Source organism: Pseudomonas sp. NPDC087690, assembly GCF_044743175.1.
Taxonomy (GTDB): Bacteria; Pseudomonadota; Gammaproteobacteria; order Pseudomonadales; family Pseudomonadaceae; genus Aquipseudomonas.
This window is the reverse complement of sequence record NZ_JBIUVX010000044.1, coordinates 1-18,134: the sequence shown is the minus strand read 5'-3', so window position 1 is coordinate 18,134 and position 18,134 is coordinate 1. Positions and strand designations below refer to the sequence as shown.

The 18,134-nt window shown below is 59.4% G+C and carries 15 protein-coding genes; 6 read left to right on the top strand and 9 right to left on the bottom strand.

Annotation, left to right across the window (positions count from 1 at the left end; genetic code table 11):
* Window positions 1-141 precede the first annotated feature (141 nt).
* Window positions 142-816 carry a DNA-3-methyladenine glycosylase I gene (locus ACIPIZ_RS25670; RefSeq protein ID WP_105709218.1) on the bottom strand — a complete coding sequence of 225 codons (675 nt, stop codon included), beginning with the start codon at window positions 814-816 and terminating at the stop codon, window positions 142-144.
* 136 nt (window positions 817-952) lie between these two features.
* Entirely contained in the window at window positions 953-1,777 is an 825-nt protein-coding gene (gene ttcA / locus ACIPIZ_RS25665) for a tRNA 2-thiocytidine(32) synthetase TtcA (RefSeq protein WP_064391621.1), read from the bottom strand.
* A 385-nt stretch (window positions 1,778-2,162) separates the two neighbouring features.
* On the opposite strand from ttcA, the gene ACIPIZ_RS25660 reads away from it, so the two are divergent.
* On the top strand, window positions 2,163-2,765 hold the full coding sequence (locus ACIPIZ_RS25660; protein WP_053122787.1) for a Yip1 family protein: 603 nt from the start codon (window positions 2,163-2,165) through the stop codon (window positions 2,763-2,765).
* A 127-nt stretch (window positions 2,766-2,892) separates the two neighbouring features.
* Window positions 2,893-3,387 carry a SprT family zinc-dependent metalloprotease gene (locus ACIPIZ_RS25655; RefSeq protein WP_064391623.1) on the top strand — a complete coding sequence of 165 codons (495 nt, stop codon included), beginning with the start codon at window positions 2,893-2,895 and terminating at the stop codon, window positions 3,385-3,387.
* A gap of 109 nt (window positions 3,388-3,496) precedes the next feature.
* Here ACIPIZ_RS25655 and ACIPIZ_RS25650 read toward each other — a convergent pair whose 3' ends face one another.
* Both ACIPIZ_RS25650 and ACIPIZ_RS25645 read right to left on the bottom strand, forming a co-directional pair.
* On the bottom strand, window positions 3,497-4,678 hold the full coding sequence (locus ACIPIZ_RS25650) for a CaiB/BaiF CoA-transferase family protein (protein WP_122853808.1): 1,182 nt from the start codon (window positions 4,676-4,678) through the stop codon (window positions 3,497-3,499).
* A 145-nt stretch (window positions 4,679-4,823) separates the two neighbouring features.
* Window positions 4,824-6,158: a dicarboxylate/amino acid:cation symporter gene (locus tag ACIPIZ_RS25645; RefSeq protein WP_007917521.1), complete on the bottom strand. Its 1,335-nt coding sequence runs from the start codon at window positions 6,156-6,158 to the stop codon at window positions 4,824-4,826.
* Between the two features lie 351 nt (window positions 6,159-6,509).
* Between ACIPIZ_RS25645 and ACIPIZ_RS25640 the strand changes: the two genes are divergently transcribed.
* On the top strand, window positions 6,510-7,508 hold the full coding sequence (locus ACIPIZ_RS25640) for an AraC family transcriptional regulator (RefSeq protein WP_401168144.1): 999 nt from the start codon (window positions 6,510-6,512) through the stop codon (window positions 7,506-7,508).
* A 204-nt stretch (window positions 7,509-7,712) separates the two neighbouring features.
* On the opposite strand, the gene ACIPIZ_RS25635 is transcribed toward ACIPIZ_RS25640, so the two are convergent.
* The 3 genes from ACIPIZ_RS25635 to ACIPIZ_RS25625 form a co-directional block, all read right to left on the bottom strand.
* A complete protein-coding gene (locus ACIPIZ_RS25635; protein WP_064391631.1) occupies window positions 7,713-9,059 on the bottom strand; it encodes an ATP-binding protein in 1,347 nt (448 codons plus the stop codon).
* Window positions 9,056-9,733 (bottom strand): response regulator transcription factor, encoded by a 678-nt coding sequence (locus ACIPIZ_RS25630; protein ID WP_016987432.1) that lies wholly within the window; start codon window positions 9,731-9,733, stop codon window positions 9,056-9,058. The genes ACIPIZ_RS25635 and ACIPIZ_RS25630 overlap by 4 nt, the downstream gene beginning before the upstream one ends.
* A 150-nt stretch (window positions 9,734-9,883) precedes the next feature.
* A complete protein-coding gene (locus ACIPIZ_RS25625; protein ID WP_064391634.1) occupies window positions 9,884-10,486 on the bottom strand; it encodes an outer membrane beta-barrel protein in 603 nt (200 codons plus the stop codon).
* A gap of 143 nt (window positions 10,487-10,629) precedes the next feature.
* On the opposite strand from ACIPIZ_RS25625, the gene ACIPIZ_RS25620 reads away from it, so the two are divergent.
* Both ACIPIZ_RS25620 and ACIPIZ_RS25615 read left to right on the top strand, forming a co-directional pair.
* Window positions 10,630-11,421, top strand: a complete 792-nt coding sequence (locus ACIPIZ_RS25620; RefSeq protein ID WP_401168141.1) for a dienelactone hydrolase family protein — start codon at window positions 10,630-10,632, stop codon at window positions 11,419-11,421.
* A gap of 158 nt (window positions 11,422-11,579) precedes the next feature.
* Window positions 11,580-12,305 carry a 4'-phosphopantetheinyl transferase gene (locus tag ACIPIZ_RS25615; protein ID WP_064391689.1) on the top strand — a complete coding sequence of 242 codons (726 nt, stop codon included), beginning with the start codon at window positions 11,580-11,582 and terminating at the stop codon, window positions 12,303-12,305.
* Between the two features lie 115 nt (window positions 12,306-12,420).
* On the opposite strand, the gene ACIPIZ_RS25610 is transcribed toward ACIPIZ_RS25615, so the two are convergent.
* Both ACIPIZ_RS25610 and ACIPIZ_RS25605 read right to left on the bottom strand, forming a co-directional pair.
* Entirely contained in the window at window positions 12,421-14,031 is a 1,611-nt protein-coding gene (locus ACIPIZ_RS25610; protein ID WP_122662649.1) for an ATP-binding protein, read from the bottom strand.
* Window positions 14,028-14,750, bottom strand: a complete 723-nt coding sequence (locus tag ACIPIZ_RS25605; protein ID WP_064391638.1) for a response regulator — start codon at window positions 14,748-14,750, stop codon at window positions 14,028-14,030. Before ACIPIZ_RS25605 ends, ACIPIZ_RS25610 begins: the two co-directional genes overlap by 4 nt.
* A gap of 876 nt (window positions 14,751-15,626) precedes the next feature.
* Between ACIPIZ_RS25605 and ACIPIZ_RS25600 the strand changes: the two genes are divergently transcribed.
* A partial coding sequence (locus ACIPIZ_RS25600; protein WP_401168138.1) for a ribonucleoside-diphosphate reductase subunit alpha occupies window positions 15,627-18,134 on the top strand: 2,508 nt, incomplete at its 3' end.

The window sequence follows — 18,134 nt, the reverse complement described above, 5'->3', positions numbered from 1 at the left end:
AGATCGCAGCCTTCGGCAGCTCCTACATTCGATCGTTCCCACGCTCTGCGTGGGAATGCATCCAGAGACGCTCTGCGTCTCAGGGACGCGGAGCGTCCCGGGCGGCATTCCCACGCGGAGCATGGGAACGATCGGATTGACTCAATGATTGACGGTGTAAGCGAGCATCATCGAAATCTGGCTCATCGGCCGCCCGCCACTCTCTTCATGCCACTGGTTGAACACGTCCTGCACAATCTTCAGATCGCGCAGACTGGTCGGCACCTTGTCGACGATCTTCTGTGCGTTCAGCGCCGCGACCACGTCGTAGCTCGGCACGAAGGTATCCTTGCCGACCATGCGCAAAAAGCGTGGCGCCGACAGTCCGCCCAATTGATGACCGTGCTTTTTCAGGTACGTCCACAGACCGACGATATCGGTCACCGGCCAGTCGGCGATCAGCGCGCCAAAACTGCCCTTCTCTTTCTCGACATCAAGAATGAACTGCGCATTGCGCGGCACGCTTTTCAGTTTGCCGAGATGGCGAATGATTCGCGCATCCTGCATCAGACGCTCAAGGTGCTCGGCGCTCATCAGCACGACTTTTTCCGGGTCGAACTTGAAGAAAACTTCTTCGAAGGCCGGCCACTTGGCGTCGACCAGACTGTGCTTGAGGCCGGCACGGAACACGCGCAGGGCCATGGTCGAGAGGTAGCGATCGTCGCTGATCTTGCGCAATTGCGCGGGAGTCTTGGGAACGGGCAGATGGGCTTCCAGTTCAGCCGCCGAACCGAAGCGGTTCAGACAGTATTCGTGCAGCCACTTGTAATCGCGCATGCCCTCTCCTATTGAATGAAGCGAAGAAACCAATGTGGGAGCGAGCCTGCTCGCGAAGTGGGAGTACCAGTCAACAAATTCAGTTGAATGACACACCGCTTTCGCGTGCAGGCTCGCTCCCACATTTGAAATGGGTTTACAGATTGACGATGTTCACAAAGCGCGAAGCTGCGGTCTCGTCGATCTTCAGGCTGGTGAAGTCGAACAGGTTGCGGTCGGCCAGTTGCGACGGGATCACGTTCTGCAGACTGCGGAAGATGCTTTCAGTTCGACCGGGGGTCTTGCGCTCCCAGTCCAGAAGCATTTCCTTGACCACCTGACGCTGCAGGTTTTCCTGCGAACCGCAGAGGTTGCACGGGATGATCGGGAATTCTTTCAAATCCGAGTAAGCCTGAATGTCTTTCTCGTTGCAGTACGCCAACGGACGGATTACCACGTTGCGGCCGTCATCGGCGCGCAGCTTCGGCGGCATCGCCTTGAGGCTGCCGTTGAAAAACATGTTGAGGAAGAACGTCTCGACGATGTCGTCGCGGTGATGACCGAGGGCCATCTTGGTCGCGCCGATTTCGTCGGCGAAGGTGTACAGCGTGCCGCGACGCAGGCGCGAGCACAGCGAGCAAGTAGTCTTGCCTTCCGGAATCAGTTCCTTGACCACCGAGTAAGTGTCTTTCTCGACGATGTGATACTCGACGCCCAGCTCTTTCAGATAGGCCGGCAGCACATGCTCGGGGAAGCCCGGCTGCTTCTGGTCCATGTTCACCGCGACGATCTCGAACTTGATCGGTGCAACCTTCTGCAGGTGCAGCAGCACGTCGAGCATGGTGTAGCTGTCCTTGCCCCCGGACAGGCAGACCATGACCTTGTCGCCGTCTTCAATCATGTTGAAGTCAGCAACCGCTTCGCCGGCCAGGCGGCGCAGGCGCTTTTGCAGTTTGTTCTGGTTGACCGTAAGAGTGCCCATGACGCGAAATCCGTGAGGTGTGACGAAAGGCCGGCATTTTACGCAAAAACCCGGCGTGGGCGAAGCATACCGACCGGTCGCATTCCGAAATGCATATTCGTGCAGGAGCTGCCGAAGGCTGCGATCTTTTGATTTTGATTTTTAAAAACAAGATCAAAAGATCGCAGCCTTCGGCAGCTCCTACGGGGGCTCGTCAAGACTGCGCGGCGATTAAGCCACTTGTTTACAGCGCGATTTGCTCTAAGCCCCTAATACCTGTGCGGGTAAGACCTTTCTATACTGCGACATAAGGTCGCACACATCTGAAGACCTGTATTTGCTCGGCCACCTTGGCCCGTAGGCGCTCCGTTGGGGGGCGATGGCAATAACAAGAGGAGTGACTGGCATGATCCATCACGTAGTGGGACTTTTCACCCACCCCGATCAGGAATGGAAGGAAATCCGTGGCGACCAAGAGGAAAGCATCAGCCACATGTACCTGACGCACACGCTGATTCTGGCGGCGATTCCGGCAATCTCGGCGTTTATCGGCACCACCCAGGTCGGCTGGGTGATTGGTAACCGCGCGCCGGTGATGCTCACCGTCGAAAGCGCGATCTGGATGACCGTCATGTCGTACCTGGCGATGCTCGGCGGGGTCGCGGTCATGGGTGCCTTCGTGCACTGGATGGCCCGGACCTATGACGCCAATCCGAGTCTGGCTCGCTGCGTGGCGTTTGCCACTTATACCGCGACACCGTTGTTTGTCGGCGGGCTGGCGGCGCTGTATCCGCATATGTGGCTGGGAATGATCGTCGGCACGGCGGCCATCTGCTACACGGTGTACCTGCTGTACGTGGGCCTGCCGACGTTCATGAATATTCCATCGGACGAAGGCTTCCTGTTTTCCAGCTCAGTGCTGGCCGTGGGTCTGGTGGTGCTGGTCGCCATCATGGCGTTTACCGTGATTGTGTGGGGGCTGGGCGTTGGTCCCGTCTATACCAACTGACTCGCCAAGCCAATCCGAGGCCGCCGCAAGGCGGCCTTGTCGTTTGCCGGATGACCATTCGGCAGCTCGACGATTCGCAAGTCCAAGGCGTTGCGGCATACTCGACGTCTCTGGAGATCCATCAAGCATGCCCGAGCAACTCAATACCCGCGTCGAAGACTGTTACCAACTCGCCGAATCCTTTTTCAAACGTTCTTTCCCACGCCCTGTCGTCAGCCTCAAGCTGCGCGGGCAAAAAGCCGGTGTCGCGCATCTGCACGAGAACCTGCTGCGCTTCAACCCGCAGTTGTACCGGGAAAACGCCGAACACTTCCTCAAGCAGACCGTGGCCCACGAAGTCGCGCACCTGATCGCTCATCAGTTGTTTGGCGACCGTATCCAGCCCCATGGCGAGGAGTGGCAACTGATCATGCGCGGGGTTTACGAACTGCCGCCGGATCGCTGCCACACCTATGCAATCAAACGCCGCAGCGTGACTCGTTACATCTACAAATGCCCGTGCGCCGACAGTGATTTTCCGTTCTCGGCGCAGCGCCATAGTCTGGTACGGCAGGGGCGGCGGTATTTGTGTCGGCGCTGCCGCAGTACCTTGGTGTTCAGTGGTGAGATGCGCGTCGAATGACTCCCTGATCGTTCCCATGCTCCGCGTGGGAACGCCGCCATGGACGCTCCGCGTCCACTGTGACGCAGAGCGTCACGGGATGCATTTCCACGCAGAGCGTGGGAACGAGCTACGCAACTACCTTTAAGGCTCGCAATTCGGCAATCCGCTCAACACTAAACCCCAACTCCCCCAACACCTGATCCGTATGCTGCCCCAACGCCGCGCCAACATGCCGGGGCGCCGGTAACTCCTCGGAAAACCTCAACGGACACGCCATCTGCGCCTGCGTGGTGCCATCCCCGCGCGGCACCTGCGTCACCAGCTCACGCGCCTGCAACTGCGGATGGCGCACCGCCTCTGCCAAGTTCAACACCGGCTCGACACACGCATCGATCCCGGCAAACAACTCGCACAGTTCAGCAAAATCATGCTTTTCAAACTCGACCGTCAGCGCGTATTTCAATTGTCGCTGCTGCTCAGGTTTGGGCGACAACCCCAGCGCCGCCAACTCCGGCCGCCCCAGCGCGGCGCACAGTGGCTGCATGAAGGCCGGCTCCAGACTGCCCACCGACATCCAGCGCCCATCCCGCGAGCGGTAGTAGTCGTAAAAACTGCCGCCATTGAGCATCTGATCTTCCCATCCTGGCTCTGCGCCACAGGCCAGATACCCAGCGCCAGCCATGGCATTCAAACTGAACGCGCAGTCGGTCATGCTCACGTCCAGATGCGTGCCCTGCCCCGTTTGCTGCCGCGCAATCACAGCGGCCAACAAGCCGATCACCCCGTGCAACGAACCACCAGCGACATCCGCTACCTGCATGCCCAGCGGCAACGGTCCGCTTTCGGCGCGGCCGGTGTAACTGGCCAGCCCCGCCAGTGCCAGATAATTGATGTCATGCCCGGCGCGCTCCTTGTACGGCCCGGTCTGGCCGTAACCGGTGATCGACACGTAGATCAGTTTTGGATTGATCGCTTTCAGTGCTTCGTAACCCAGCCCCAGACGTTCCATCACACCGGGGCGAAACTGCTCGAGAACGATGTCGTAATCGCCGAGCAACTGCTTGACCACTTCCAACGCCTCGGGCTGTTTCAGGTCCAGTGCCAGGCTGCGCTTGTTGCGATTGAGGTAGGCGTGACTGGCCGATACTCCGCCATCATGGGGCGGTAATACCCGCAGCAGATCCAGGCGTGTCGGTGATTCGATGCGCAGCACCTCGGCGCCCATGTCCGCCAGCAACAGCGAGGCAAACGGCCCCGGCAACAGCGTCGAGAAATCGAGGATCTTCAGTGAGGCCAGCGGTGCGGACATGGGCGAACTCCTTAAGCGATGCACTCAGCCTAGGCAGCGATGCCGCGCACGGCAATCAGCGGAAATGTCAGCGGGTGTGACCGTTACGCTCAAACAACAGGCAAGAAAAAACCCGCCGAAGCGGGTTTTTCCAGGCAAGCAGTGCTTATTTCACATTGCTTGGGGTTGGGCCTTCAGCCACACCCAGGTCGTCTTCTTCACGCTCGTCGGAGATACCGCGACCGCCCGAGGCCAGCTCGGTTTGCAGCTGATCGGTATCCAGTTCCTTGACCCACTTGGCAACCACGATGGTGGCTACTGCGTTACCGACCAGGTTGGTCAGTGCGCGAGCTTCGGACATGAAGCGATCGATACCAAGGATCAGCGCCAGGCCGGCCACCGGCAGGTGACCTACCGCCGACAGGGTCGCGGCCAGTACGATGAAGCCCGAACCGGTCACGCCAGCCGCGCCTTTGGAGGACAGCAGCAATACCAGCAGCAGAGTGATCTGGTGGGTGATGTCCATGTGGGTGTCGGTCGCCTGAGCGATGAACACGGCCGCCATGGTCAGGTAGATCGAAGTACCGTCGAGGTTGAACGAGTAACCGGTCGGGATCACCAGACCCACTACGGATTTCTTCGCGCCGAGACGCTCCATCTTGATCAGCATGCGTGGCAGTGCCGATTCCGACGAGGACGTGCCCAGTACGATCAACAGTTCTTCACGGATGTAACGCACCAGTTTAAACACGCTGAAACCGTGAGCACGGCAGATCGCACCCAGCACCACCACCACGAACAGGATGCAGGTGATGTAGAAGCAGATCATCAACTGGCCCAGTTGCACCAGCGAGCCGACGCCGTAGGCACCGATGGTGAAGGCCATCGCGCCGAAAGCACCCAGCGGCGCCAGTTTCATGATCATGTTGATGATGTTGAACATCACGTGGGCGAAGCGATCGATCATGTCCAGCAGCGGACGACCGTACGAACCCAGGCGATGCAGGGCGTAGCCGAAGATCACCGAGAACATCAGCACTTGCAGGATGTCACCGGTGGCGAACGCGCCGACGATGGTGTTCGGGATTACATTGAGGAGGAAACCGACAATGCTCTGGTCTTTACTGGCCGTCACATAAGTGGCGATTTTCGAGGCGTCCAGGGTGGTGACGTCGATGTGCATGCCGGCGCCCGGTTGCACAACGTTGACCACGATCAGACCGATCAGCAGGGCAATGGTGGAAACGATTTCGAAGTACAGCAGCGCATAGCCGCCGGTCTTGCCCACGGACTTCATGTTCTGCATGCCGGCGATGCCGCTGACAACGGTACAGAAGATGATCGGGGCGATGACCATTTTGATCAGTTTGATGAACCCGTCACCCAGCGGCTTGAGGGCCACACCGGTCTGAGGATAGAAGTGACCAAGCAGGATGCCGATGGCGATGGCAACGATCACCTGGAAATACAGGGATTTGTACAGTGGCTGACGAGTCGTCATTGCAGGTTTCCTCAAGCGTCCCGCGTGGCAACATCCATCTGTTGGCCGCGAAACCTTAATTGCGAACCCTCCTGCACTGGAGGGATTTGTTGTTGGAGCAGCGTTTTCCATCAGGGCCAAACGCACGCTTCTGTGGCTTGTATCGCAAACGTCGTGCCACTTTGGTGCGATTGCCAGCAAGCCTTTTGATATCAGGGGTAACGGGTCTACGGATGTCACCATCCTGTGACTCAGACGTGGCGGATTTCCGCCAACTCGCCGCTTCTCGTCCTACAATTTGGCGGAAATCCGCCTTGTAGGCGCGTCCAGCCGCCAGCTACCATCCGGCGCCTGAGGAAGGATCTGCCGCTTATGCGCGAACGCACCATCGCCAGTCATTTTGCCCGTGCCGCCCTCGGTGGCGCGCGCCGCGTGGGTTTCGATTACTCGGGCCTGCTGCTGCAACTGGGCATCAGCCCGGAACTGCTCGATGAGCCACGCGCGCGCATTGCCCCGGAACAATTCACCCGGTTGATTCAGGGCCTGTGGCTGGCGCTGGACGACGAATATCTGGGTTGCGGCAACGCGCCGAGCAAACCCGGCAGTTTCGCTATGATGTGCCACGCCTCGATTCACTGCCGCAATCTGGAGAAAGCCCTGCAACGCGGTTTATTGTTTTATAGCCTATTCCCCGAAGCCCCGCGCCTGAGCCTGACGCGCGAAGACGAATGGGTGCGCCTGAGCCTCGACGACTCACCGTTGTGGGATCCAGATCACTTTCTCACTGAGAGCCTGCTGGTGATCTGGCATCGCCTCGGCAGTTGGCTGATCGGTCAGCGGATTCGCCTCGAACAGGCGAGTTTCAGCTATCCGCGCCCCGAGCATGGCGCCGAATACGATCTGCTGTTTCCCTGCCCGCTGACCTTCGGCACTGATCAAAGCAGCCTTTTATTCCACAGCCGCTATCTGTCTATGCCGCTATTGCAGGACGAACGCACGCTCAAACATTTCCTCGAACGCTCCCCCGCCGACCTGCTCTCACGTCCGGACGATGGCGATAGCCTCAGCAGTCGCCTGCGCCGCTTGCTCAGCCGCGACAATGCTAACTGGCCGGATCTGGAGGCAGTGGCGGCGCACTTGCACATCAGCCCACAGACCCTGCGCCGGCATTTGCGTGAGGAAGGCAGCAGTTTTCAGGAATTGAAGGATCAGCTACGGCGGGATATCGCCATCTATCATTTGGGCCGGGCGGATCTGTCGTTGCAACAGATTGCCGAACAATTGGGATTCTCTGAGCCGTCGGCGTTTCACCGGGCGTTCAAGAAGTGGACGGGGCTGACGCCGGGGGCTTATCGGGCGCAGGAGCAGTGAGGCGCCAAATCAAAAGCCCCTCACCCTAACCCTCTCCCGGGGGGAGAGGGGACTGATTGGGGGATGCTTGAGAAATACGCCGACCTGCAAGCTCTCTATTGAATCCATATTCGCTGCAAATCGCTCAGGTCGATCATTTTCGCAAGACACTTCGGTCAGTCCCCTCTACCTCTGGGAGAGGGTTAGGGTGAGGGCAACTCCCGATCACACCGCCGGAAAATGAATCCTGAACGCCGCCCCGCCCATCGGCGAATCACCCAAGGCCAGTTTGGCGTTGTAGCTTTCGATGATGTCCTTGACCACCGCCAAGCCGATCCCCTGCCCCGGATGCTGAGCATCCAGGCGTTCACCACGCTCGAGAATCCGCGCGCGCTGATCCGGCGGCACACCGGGGCCGTCGTCTTCCACACACAATTCAACTCCGGCCAAGCTTTCGCGCACGCTGATGCGCACTTCGCCCAGACACAGGCGATAGGCGTTTTCCAACAGGTTACCCATCATCTCCAGCAGCGCGCCCTGCTCGATCGGCACGTAGCAATGCTCGGGTAGATCGAATGCCACTCGCACACGTTTGTCGCGATAGACCTTATCCAACGTGTCACAGAGGCTTTTCAGCACCGGTTGCAGGCGCACCTGATGTCGTACCAGACCGCTTTTACGCAAACTGGCCCGTTGCAATTGGTAGCTGATCTGCTGGCTCATGCGTTCGATCTGGCTCTGCAGCACCCAGGCCTGATCGCGTTCTTCGGGACGTTGAGCCATGTCCTCGCTGACGCCTTGCAACACCGCCAACGGGGTTTTCAGACTGTGCGCGAGGTCATCGAGAGAGTCGCGATAACGGCTGCGCTGTTGCCGCTCGCTGTGCAGCAAACGGTTGAGCGAGCCGGTCAGGCGCAGCAGTTCGCGGGGATGTTGTTCGGTCAGGCTGTCGCGGGTGCCGCCCTCGATTTCATCGAGTTCCTGACTGAGTTGGCGCAAGGCTTTGAGGCCCCAGGTCAGCCCGATCCACAACAGCGCCAGCAACACCAGCAAGGCTGCACCAAAACCGAGGTAGAGATTCTCGCGCAGGCCTTCGAGGGTGGTTTCGTACTCGCGCACCGGTTGCAGGGCGACGATGCTGAACGCCGCACTTTTACCGCCGAGCAGTTTGACTTCAACGTCGTAAACGAAGAATTCCTGACCGTTGGCCTCGCGGATCCGCGCGAACTCGTTGCCGAGGCCGTCGTAGCGCGGTTTGTAGTTGATCTGCTCTTCCTGGGTGGCTTTCGAGCGCCAGACCAGATGTCCTTCGCGGTCGTAGATGTAACCGAGCAAACGGAAGTCGGTGAGATTGAAGCGCTCGTCCGGCAACTGATTGGGCATCACCAGCCGACCGTTTTCGATGCGTGCGGCCGAGATCAGCGTGGTCACGTCAGACGCCAGGCGCTGCTCGATCGAATCCTGCAACGCAAGGCTGAAGGCGCCTTGCATTGCCGGCAGCAAGGCGAGCATGAACAACACCGCCAACGTGGTGGCGGCGAGCATCAAGCGAACGCGAAGAGAACGAATCAAGTGCAGCGCTCATTGAACAGGTAACCGAGACCGCGCACGGTGTCGATCGGCTTGAAACCGGCCGGGCCTTCAAGTTTGCGGCGCAAGCGGCCGACCAGCACTTCGATGACATTCGGATCGCGCTCGTCGTCATCCGGGTAGAGTTGTTCCATCAAGCGATCCTTGGGCACCACTTGCTGATGGTGGCGCATGAGGTATTCGAGGATGCGGTACTCATAGGCCGTCAGCGCCAGCGGCTGTTCGTCGAGAGTCGCCTGTTTGCGATTGAGGTCAAGCAGCAGCGGCCCGGCGACGATGGTCGACTGGGTGAACCCGCTGGAGCGGCGCAGCAAGGCATTCAGACGGGCGTCGAGCTCTTCGAACTGGAACGGCTTGACCACGTAGTCATCGGCACCGGCGGCGAGGCCTTCGACCTTGTCCTGCCAGTTGCCGCGCGCGGTGAGGATCAGGATCGGGAAGGTCTTGCCGCCCGCGCGCAACTGGCGAATCAGGTCGAGACCGCCCATGCCCGGCAGGCCGAGATCGATCACCGCCAGGTCAAAGTTGAACTGTCCGGTCTGGTACAGCGCCTCTTCGGCATTGGCCACGGACTCGACCACGTGACCGCTCTCCGTGAGGCGGGTTTGCAGGTGATGGCGCAACAGCGCTTCATCTTCGACGACCAACAGTTTCATAACACTCTCCCGGGCAAATCAGAATCTCCAGTCACACACCTGTGGGAGCGAGCCTGCTCGCGAAGGCTGTGTGTCAGTCGATAAATTGATCGACTGATTCACCGCTTTCGCGAGCAGGCTCGCTCCCACATTGAACCTGCTGGCAACTCCTTAGAAATTGTAGTTGGCCGACAGGTAAGTCTGGGCGCTGCTGGTCAAATCCAGCGAGCCTTGCTTGTTGCCGCCGCGCTCGCTCATCTCGGTGCTGGCGTTGCTGCGCAGGTAACGGTAACCGAGTTCGACCGAGGTGTTCTGCGATACTTGCTGCAACACACCGAGCTGACCGCCGACGGCATAACCGATATCACTGTCGCGGCTAAAGCCTGGCGACTCCTGAGTCAGTTTGGTCAGACCGGCCGTTGCACCGCCGAACAACTTGGTGCTGCCGCCCACCGGGTAGAACAGATCGTAGCTGCCCAACAGATTTTCCTGACGCAGTTTAATGCCATTGTGCGAGCCCGACACGTTGTCGTAGGTGGCGTAGTAGCGACCCTGGCTGTTTTGCTGACCGAGGCGGACGCCGTAGGTGTTGTTGCCGTCGATCGCGCCGGTGGCGTTCGGATGATCGAGGTTGTTGTTCAGCGAACTGGATTTGTTGATCTTGTCACTGGTCTGGCCGAAGGTCAGGCCGGCGAAGTTCGACGTGGTATCGGCCTGGGCCGCGATACTGGCGCTCATTACGGTCAATGCCAGCAACAGTTTGTTAAAAGTCATGGGTATTTCCTCTTTCACAGTGCTGTTTGGGTATGGCGCAAGGTTACTGACCTCCCCCTGTACCGCCCCTGAACCGTCTCTGAACCTGACCTGAACCAAATGAACTAGGCTGATCTGACCTTTTATTGTCAGGAGACCCGACCATGCGCCTGTTCCTCGCCCTCACCTTGCTGGCCGTCAGCAGCCTCACTCAGGCAGCGATCAAGACTGAAGAAATTCCCTATCAAAGCGCCGATGGCACCAACCTGATCGGTTACTACGCCTATGACGACGCCATCGAAGGCAAGCGTCCGGGTGTCGTCGTGGTGCACGAATGGTGGGGCCTGAATGACTACGCCAAACGCCGCGCTCGCGATCTCGCCGAACTCGGTTACAGCGCCCTGGCGATCGATATGTACGGCGAAGGCAAGAACACCGAGCACCCGAAAGATGCGATGGCGTTCATGCAGGCGGCGACTCAGGATGCGGCGGCTTCCAGCAAGCGCTTCGAGGCGGGGCTGAATTTGCTGAAGAAACAGCCGCAGACCGACGTCAATAAAATTGCCGCCATCGGTTACTGCTTCGGCGGTGCGGTGGTGCTGAACGCAGCGCGCCAAGGCGAACCGCTGGCGGGCGTGGTGAGTTTCCACGGTGCGCTGGCGACCAAGACCCCGGCGACGCCCGGCAGTGTGAAGGCGAAGATTCTGGTCGAGCACGGTGCGCTGGACAGCATGGTCACTCAGGACAATGTCACCGCGTTCAAGGCAGAAATGGACAAGGCCGGGGCAGACTACAAGTTCGTCAGTCTGGATGGCGCCAAGCATGGCTTCACCAATCCGGATGCCGATCGCCTGAGCCATGGCGAGCATGGTGGCCCGGACATTGGTTACAACAAAGCTGCGGATGAAAAATCCTGGGCGGACATGAAAGCGTTCTTGCAGAAAATCTTTAGCTGACCCCTCCGCACCTGATCGTGCCCACGCTCCGCGTGGGAATGCAGCCCGGGACGCTCTGCGTCCCAAAGCGGACGCAGAGCGTCCATTGAGGCATTCCCACGCGGAGCGTGGGAACGATAATCTCGACCTCGACCCGACTAATCGGCAAAATGCCCGCCATGAATCTCACCCCCACTCTCCCCGCCTGCTGCACCGCGCTCGACAGCCACTGGCCGTTGCCGACGGTATTGGCCGACACCGTGCTGCTCAGTACCCGTTTCGATCCTGCTCAACTGCTTGGCGATGATTTCCAGCGCAGCGCCGTCGTCGCGCCGCCGAGCATTCAGCGTTCGGTGGCCAAACGTCAGGCCGAGTTTCTCGCCGGGCGTATCTGCGCCCGCGCGGCGTTGCAGCAATTGGAAGGCAGCAGCGTGGTGCCGGCGATCGGTGAAGACCGCGCGCCCATATGGCCGGCGCACATCTGCGGCTCGATCACCCACAGCACCGGCCATGCCGCCGCAATTGTCGCCAACAAGCAACACTGGCGCGGTTTGGGCATGGATCTGGAAAATCTGCTCAGTACCGAACGCGCCGAGCGCCTGGCTGGAGAGATTCTGACGCCACCTGAAATGCAGCGCATGACGGCCGCCTCGCGGGAACAGTTGGCGTTGTGGGTGACGCTGACGTTTTCGGTGAAGGAGAGTTTGTTCAAGGCGCTGTACCCGATTGTGCAGCAGCGCTTTTACTTCGAGCATGCTGAAGTGCTGGAGTGGACTGAAGCGGGTCAGGTGAGGTTGCGGTTGTTGACGGACCTGTCTGCCGAATGGCGCAACGGCACTGAACTGGATGCGCAGTTCGGGGTGCGGGATGGGCAGTTGTTGAGTCTGGTCAGCATCAAAGCCTGAAGATTTTTGGTGTGGGCACTGGCCTCATCGCGAGCAGGCTCACTCCTACATTGAAATGCGTTCGCCTGTAGGACTGAGCCTGCTCGCGATGAGGCCTGCCGAGCCAACACAAAACTCAGCGGCGTTCCTGATTCCTCGGCCAACTCAAGCTAAAGCAAGCCCCTCCCAGACTTTTGCTCTTGCCAATGATCGCCCGGCCGTCATGCCAGTGAATGATCCGCCGCACGATCGACAACCCCAGACCATGCCCGCCCGAGGCCCGCGTACGGCTGTCGTCCAGGCGCAGAAACGGCGTAAAGATTCGCTCCCACGCCACTTCCGGCACGCCCGGCCCGTCATCTTCGACATCGACCCGGCAGCGCAACTGTCCGACCTGATAGCTCACCGTGACTTTCGAACGGGCGTGGCGCATGGCGTTGCTCACCAGGTTTTGTAACGCGCGATGCAGATAGCGCGGCTCGGCCTCGACCCAGGCATCGTCGTTGTCCGCCGCAGACAGGCACAAACCACGCTGCACCGTGACCTCGGCACGCAACGGCGCCAGCTCTTCGATGACCTGATTGACCAACGCATCCAGGTCAATGCGCTGGAACGTCAGCGCCGGTGAGCCTTGCTCCAGTCGCGCATAGGTGAGCATTTCGTCGACCAGCTTATCGAGATCCTCGATGTCGTGATCCATGCCTTCGCGGTACTTTTCCAGCGCTTGCGGGGTGGTTGCCGAGCCGATCATTTCCAGACCGAAACGCAGGCGCGCCACCGGCGTGCGTAATTCATGGGATACCGCGCGCACCAGTTCACGCTGGATCGCCAGCAACTGTTGCAAGTGCTCGGCCATGCCATTGAACGCCGACGCCAGGCGCCCGACCGAGTCAGCACCGCGCGCCGGCACGCGGGTTTCCAGACTGCCTTTGGCGATACGCGTGGCCGCCGCTTCGAGGCCGCGCAAACGCCGTTCGAGCTGACGCACCAATAGATAAACGATCAGGCCGATCAAACTCAGCCCCAGTGCGGCAATCAGCACCAGCCATTCCGGCGGGTACGGATTCATCTGATACAACGGCCCGATCTCCAGCACCCACGGCGTGCCGACCATGCCGGCAAACACGCGGATCGAATCGCCGCCCTTGCCCAGCGCCATCACCGTATCGCCTTCGGAGACGCGACGGCTCTGGTCTTCGTCCATGTCAGCGTCGTTTACCGTGACCAGCCGCAGGTCAAAACCAAAACCTTTCTCTTCCTTTATCTGCTCAAGGCGTTTGGGCTGTTCACCCACCGGTACGCGCACCAGCTCATCGGCCAACAGATAAATAGTCGCGCGGGCCAACTGCTCACTGATCTGCTGCACTTCCCCCACCAGCACGAGCTGTTCCTTGTCGCTGACCATCCGATAAACCTTGGCCGCGTGCGGCCCGGTCTGCTCGACCAGCGCCTGACCGCGCTGCACTCGGGTGCGTTGGGACAGATCAAGATCGGTGTCGGCAAACTTCTTCAGCGCCAGCGGAATCCCGAGCAGACGCTCCCACACCAGCAGCGCACGATGACGCTCGGTCTCGTTCATCGGTTGCAGGTTGCCCGCCATCAGCGAAAACGTGCCGTGGGCCAGGCGCTCGCGGTATTGCTCGCTGCGTACCTGATTGAGCAGGTTAAGCGCCAGCACGCCAAGCACCGCTACCAGAATCAGCGCTGCACACATGCCGCCGTAGATGCGCAGGAAGATCGAGTTCACAGCGACAGGTCTATGCAGGCTTCAGGGACGAACAGATAACCTTTGCTGCGAATGGTCTTGATCAGGCGCGGATGGTCGGGGTCGTCGCCGATTTTCGGGCGGATACGCGAAATGCGCACATCGATCGAGCGATCCTGGCCGTCGTAACCAATACCGCGCAGGGCGGTGAAGATTTCTTCGCGTGAGAGAATCCGCCCGGCGTTCGACACCAGCAGCCAGAGCAGGTCGAATTCGGCACTGGTCAACTCGATGCCGTTGTCGCTCAGCCAGGCTTCGCGCAGGGCGTTGTCGACCACCAGCGGGCCGAATTGCAGACGACGGGATTTTTCCGCGACCGGCTCGGCGCTGTCACTGCGTCGCAGCAACGCCTGAATCCGCGCCAGCAGCAATCTAGGGCGCACGGGTTTGCAGACGTAATCGTCGGCGCCGAGGTCGAGGCCCTGAATCTGGTCGGCATCATCGGTGCGCGCGGTGAGCATCAGGATCGGCCCGTCGAATTGATTGCGCACCTTGCGGCAAATGCTCAGACCATCTTCACCAGGCAGCATCAGATCGAGGATCACCAGATCCGGTTGCTCCTTGATGATCCGAGCCGCCGCCAGCGCGCCATTGCCTTCGATGTCCACGCGCAGTCCATTGGCTTGCAGGTAGTCGCGCGTGAGTTCGGCCAGTCGCTGGTCATCTTCGACGATCAATACCTGAAAGGCTTGTTGCTCCACCGGTGACCTCTGCTTTCTATTGTTATTAATAAAAGGAAGGCGATTGCCCAGACACACAATCCCTGTAGGAGCTGTCGAGTGAAACGAGGCTGCGATCTTTAGATCTTGCTTTTCAAGATCAGGATCAAAAGATCGCAGCCTTCGGCAGCTCCTACGGAGGTACGCGATATTTAGCGTGAGCTTCCCGTCCTTTTGTCATGTTTCTGGAGGATAAAGATGCCTGCGCATGGCCCGATTGTATAAACGGCGTACAGCCAGAACACAAGTCGGTAAATGCGTTCGGACACAGCGTTTTTTTGTGATAGGGTTCGCGCCCTTAAAAATCCGCTGAAGCGTTTTTCCGGGTGAAAAAACAGTGACAAACGGTCTAGGTCAGCAGGTTCGCGGCCTACACGCTTTTTCCTTGTTTCACACACAATTTACGCACAGGTTTATCCACAGGTAGTACGTTGCAATCCGCCCCTAAAACGCATTATCTTGTAGCCCGTGCGCAAAAAAACCCTACATGTAGGGGTTGGCACTAAAAAACCAAACACAAACCGGACAGTGAATTCAAGGCTTTTTATTGCCATTGTCAGGTTGAACCAAACGTATTTTCAGAAGCCCAAACCGCGCCTGCGGATGGCTACCGTTTTTCAGCCGATCACGGCGTTTACGGTACGGGTGTTGCAGTGGCGAACTGCTCCCCGAAAGGAATGCGGTTTCACGCGTATCGCGTGAGCCGAAGACTTCGGCATGGAAGCGGCGCTCACAAGGCCCTCTTCCTGAACTGTCCCGAAGTCGTTATGCCCGGCGCGTGCCGGTTGTAGTGCTTCAGGACGGAACGGTGGGCACCGTGATGGTGCCCAAACAAACATAGAGAACGTGGAGACACCCATGCAAACCGACACAACTCGCGAGAACCCGCAGGGCACCTTGCCGCAGGCCGCCGATTCGACTTCGGATCTGGCAGCAACCGCGCCTGGTCAACTGCGCGTGATCAAGCGTAATGGCACTGTCGTTCCTTACACCGATGACAAGATCACCGTCGCTATCACCAAAGCGTTCCTCGCAGTTGAAGGCGGCACCGCTGCCGCTTCGTCGCGAATCCACGACACCGTTGCCCGTCTGACCGAACAGGTCACCGCGACCTTCAAGCGTCGCATGCCTTCGGGCGGCACCATCCACATCGAAGAAATCCAGGACCAGGTCGAACTGGCCCTGATGCGTGCCGGCGAGCAGAAAGTGGCGCGCGACTACGTGATCTACCGTGACGGTCGTTCGAAAGAACGCGCTGCCCACGCCCCGGCCGAAGAAGCGGTCAACGCGCACCCGTCGATCCGCATCACCCGCGCTGACGGCAGCCTGGCGCCGCTGGACATGGGCCGCCTGAACACCATCGTCACCGAAGCGTGCGAAGGTCTGGAAGAAGTCGACGGCGACCTCATCCAGCGCGAAACCCTGAAAAACCTGTACGACGGCGTGGCCCTGACCGACGTCAACACCGCCCTGGTGATGACCGCCCGTACCCTGGTCGAGCGCGAGCCGAACTACTCGTTCGTCACCGCCCGCCTGCTGATGGACACCCTGCGTGCCGAAGGCCTGGGCTTCCTCGGTGTGGCCGAAAGCGCCACTCACCACGAAATGGTCGACCTGTACGCCAAGGCACTGCCGGCTTACATCGCCAAAGGTATCGAGTTCGAACTGCTGAACCCTGTGCTGGCGTCCTTCGACCTGGAAAAACTGGGCAAGGCGATCAACCACGAGCGTGATCAGCAATTCACCTACCTGGGCCTGCAAACCCTCTACGACCGTTATTTCATCCACAAGGATGGCGTGCGCTTCGAACTGCCGCAGATCTTCTTCATGCGCGTGGCCATGGGCCTGGCGATCGAAGAGAAGCACAAAGAAGACCGTGCGATCGAGTTCTACAACCTGCTGTCGTCCTTCGACTACATGTCGTCGACTCCGACCCTGTTCAACGCCGGCACCCTGCGTCCACAGCTGTCGAGCTGCTACCTGACCACCGTGCCGGATGACCTGTCGGGCATCTACCACGCGATCCACGACAACGCCATGTTGTCGAAATTCGCTGGCGGCCTGGGCAACGACTGGACGCCGGTGCGTGCACTGGGTTCTTACATCAAGGGCACCAACGGCAAGTCGCAAGGCGTGGTGCCGTTCCTGAAAGTGGTGAACGACACCGCCGTTGCCGTTAACCAAGGTGGCAAGCGCAAAGGCGCGGTGTGTGCCTACCTGGAAACCTGGCACATGGACATCGAGGAGTTCATCGAACTCCGTAAGAACACCGGTGATGATCGTCGTCGTACCCACGACATGAACACCGCCAACTGGATCCCTGACCTGTTCATGAAGCGCGTCTTCGACGACGGCAAGTGGACCCTGTTCTCGCCATCCGAAGTACCGGACCTGCACGACCTGACCGGTAAAGCTTTCGAAGAGCGCTACGAGTACTACGAAGCCCTGACCGAATACCCAGGCAAGGTCAAACTGTTCAAGACCATCCAGGCCAAAGACCTGTGGCGCAAAATGCTCTCCATGCTGTTTGAAACCGGCCACCCATGGCTGACCTTCAAAGACCCGTGCAACCTGCGCAGCCCGCAGCAGCACGTCGGCGTGGTTCACAGCTCGAACCTGTGCACCGAAATCACCTTGAACACCAACAAGGACGAGATCGCCGTTTGCAACCTGGGCTCGATCAACCTGCCGAACCACATCGTCAACGGCAAGCTGGACACCGCCAAGCTGGAACGCACCGTGAACACCGCCGTACGCATGCTCGATAACGTTATCGACATCAACTACTACTCGGTGCCACAAGCGAAGAACTCCAACTTCAAGCACCGTCCGGTCGGCCTGGGCATCATGGGCTTCCAGGACGCGCTGTACCTGCAGCACATCCCTTACGGTTCCGACGCTGCCGTCGAGTTCGCCGACAAGTCGATGGAAGCGGTCAGCTACTACGCGATCCAGGCGTCCTGCGACCTGGCTGACGAGCGCGGCGCGTACGAGACGTTCCAGGGTTCGCTGTGGTCCAAAGGCATCCTGCCGCTGGATTCGCAACAGATCCTGATCGAGGCTCGCGGCCAGAAGTACATCGACGTTGACCTGAACGAAACCCTGGACTGGGCACCGGTTCGCGCCCGTGTACAGAAAGGCATTCGTAACTCCAACATCATGGCCATCGCACCGACCGCGACCATCGCCAACATCACCGGCGTATCGCAGTCGATCGAACCGACTTACCAGAACCTGTATGTGAAATCGAACCTGTCGGGCGAATTCACCGTGATCAACCCGTACCTGGTTCGCGACCTCAAGGCTCGCGGTCTGTGGGACTCGGTCATGATCAACGACCTGAAGTACTACGACGGTTCGGTTCAG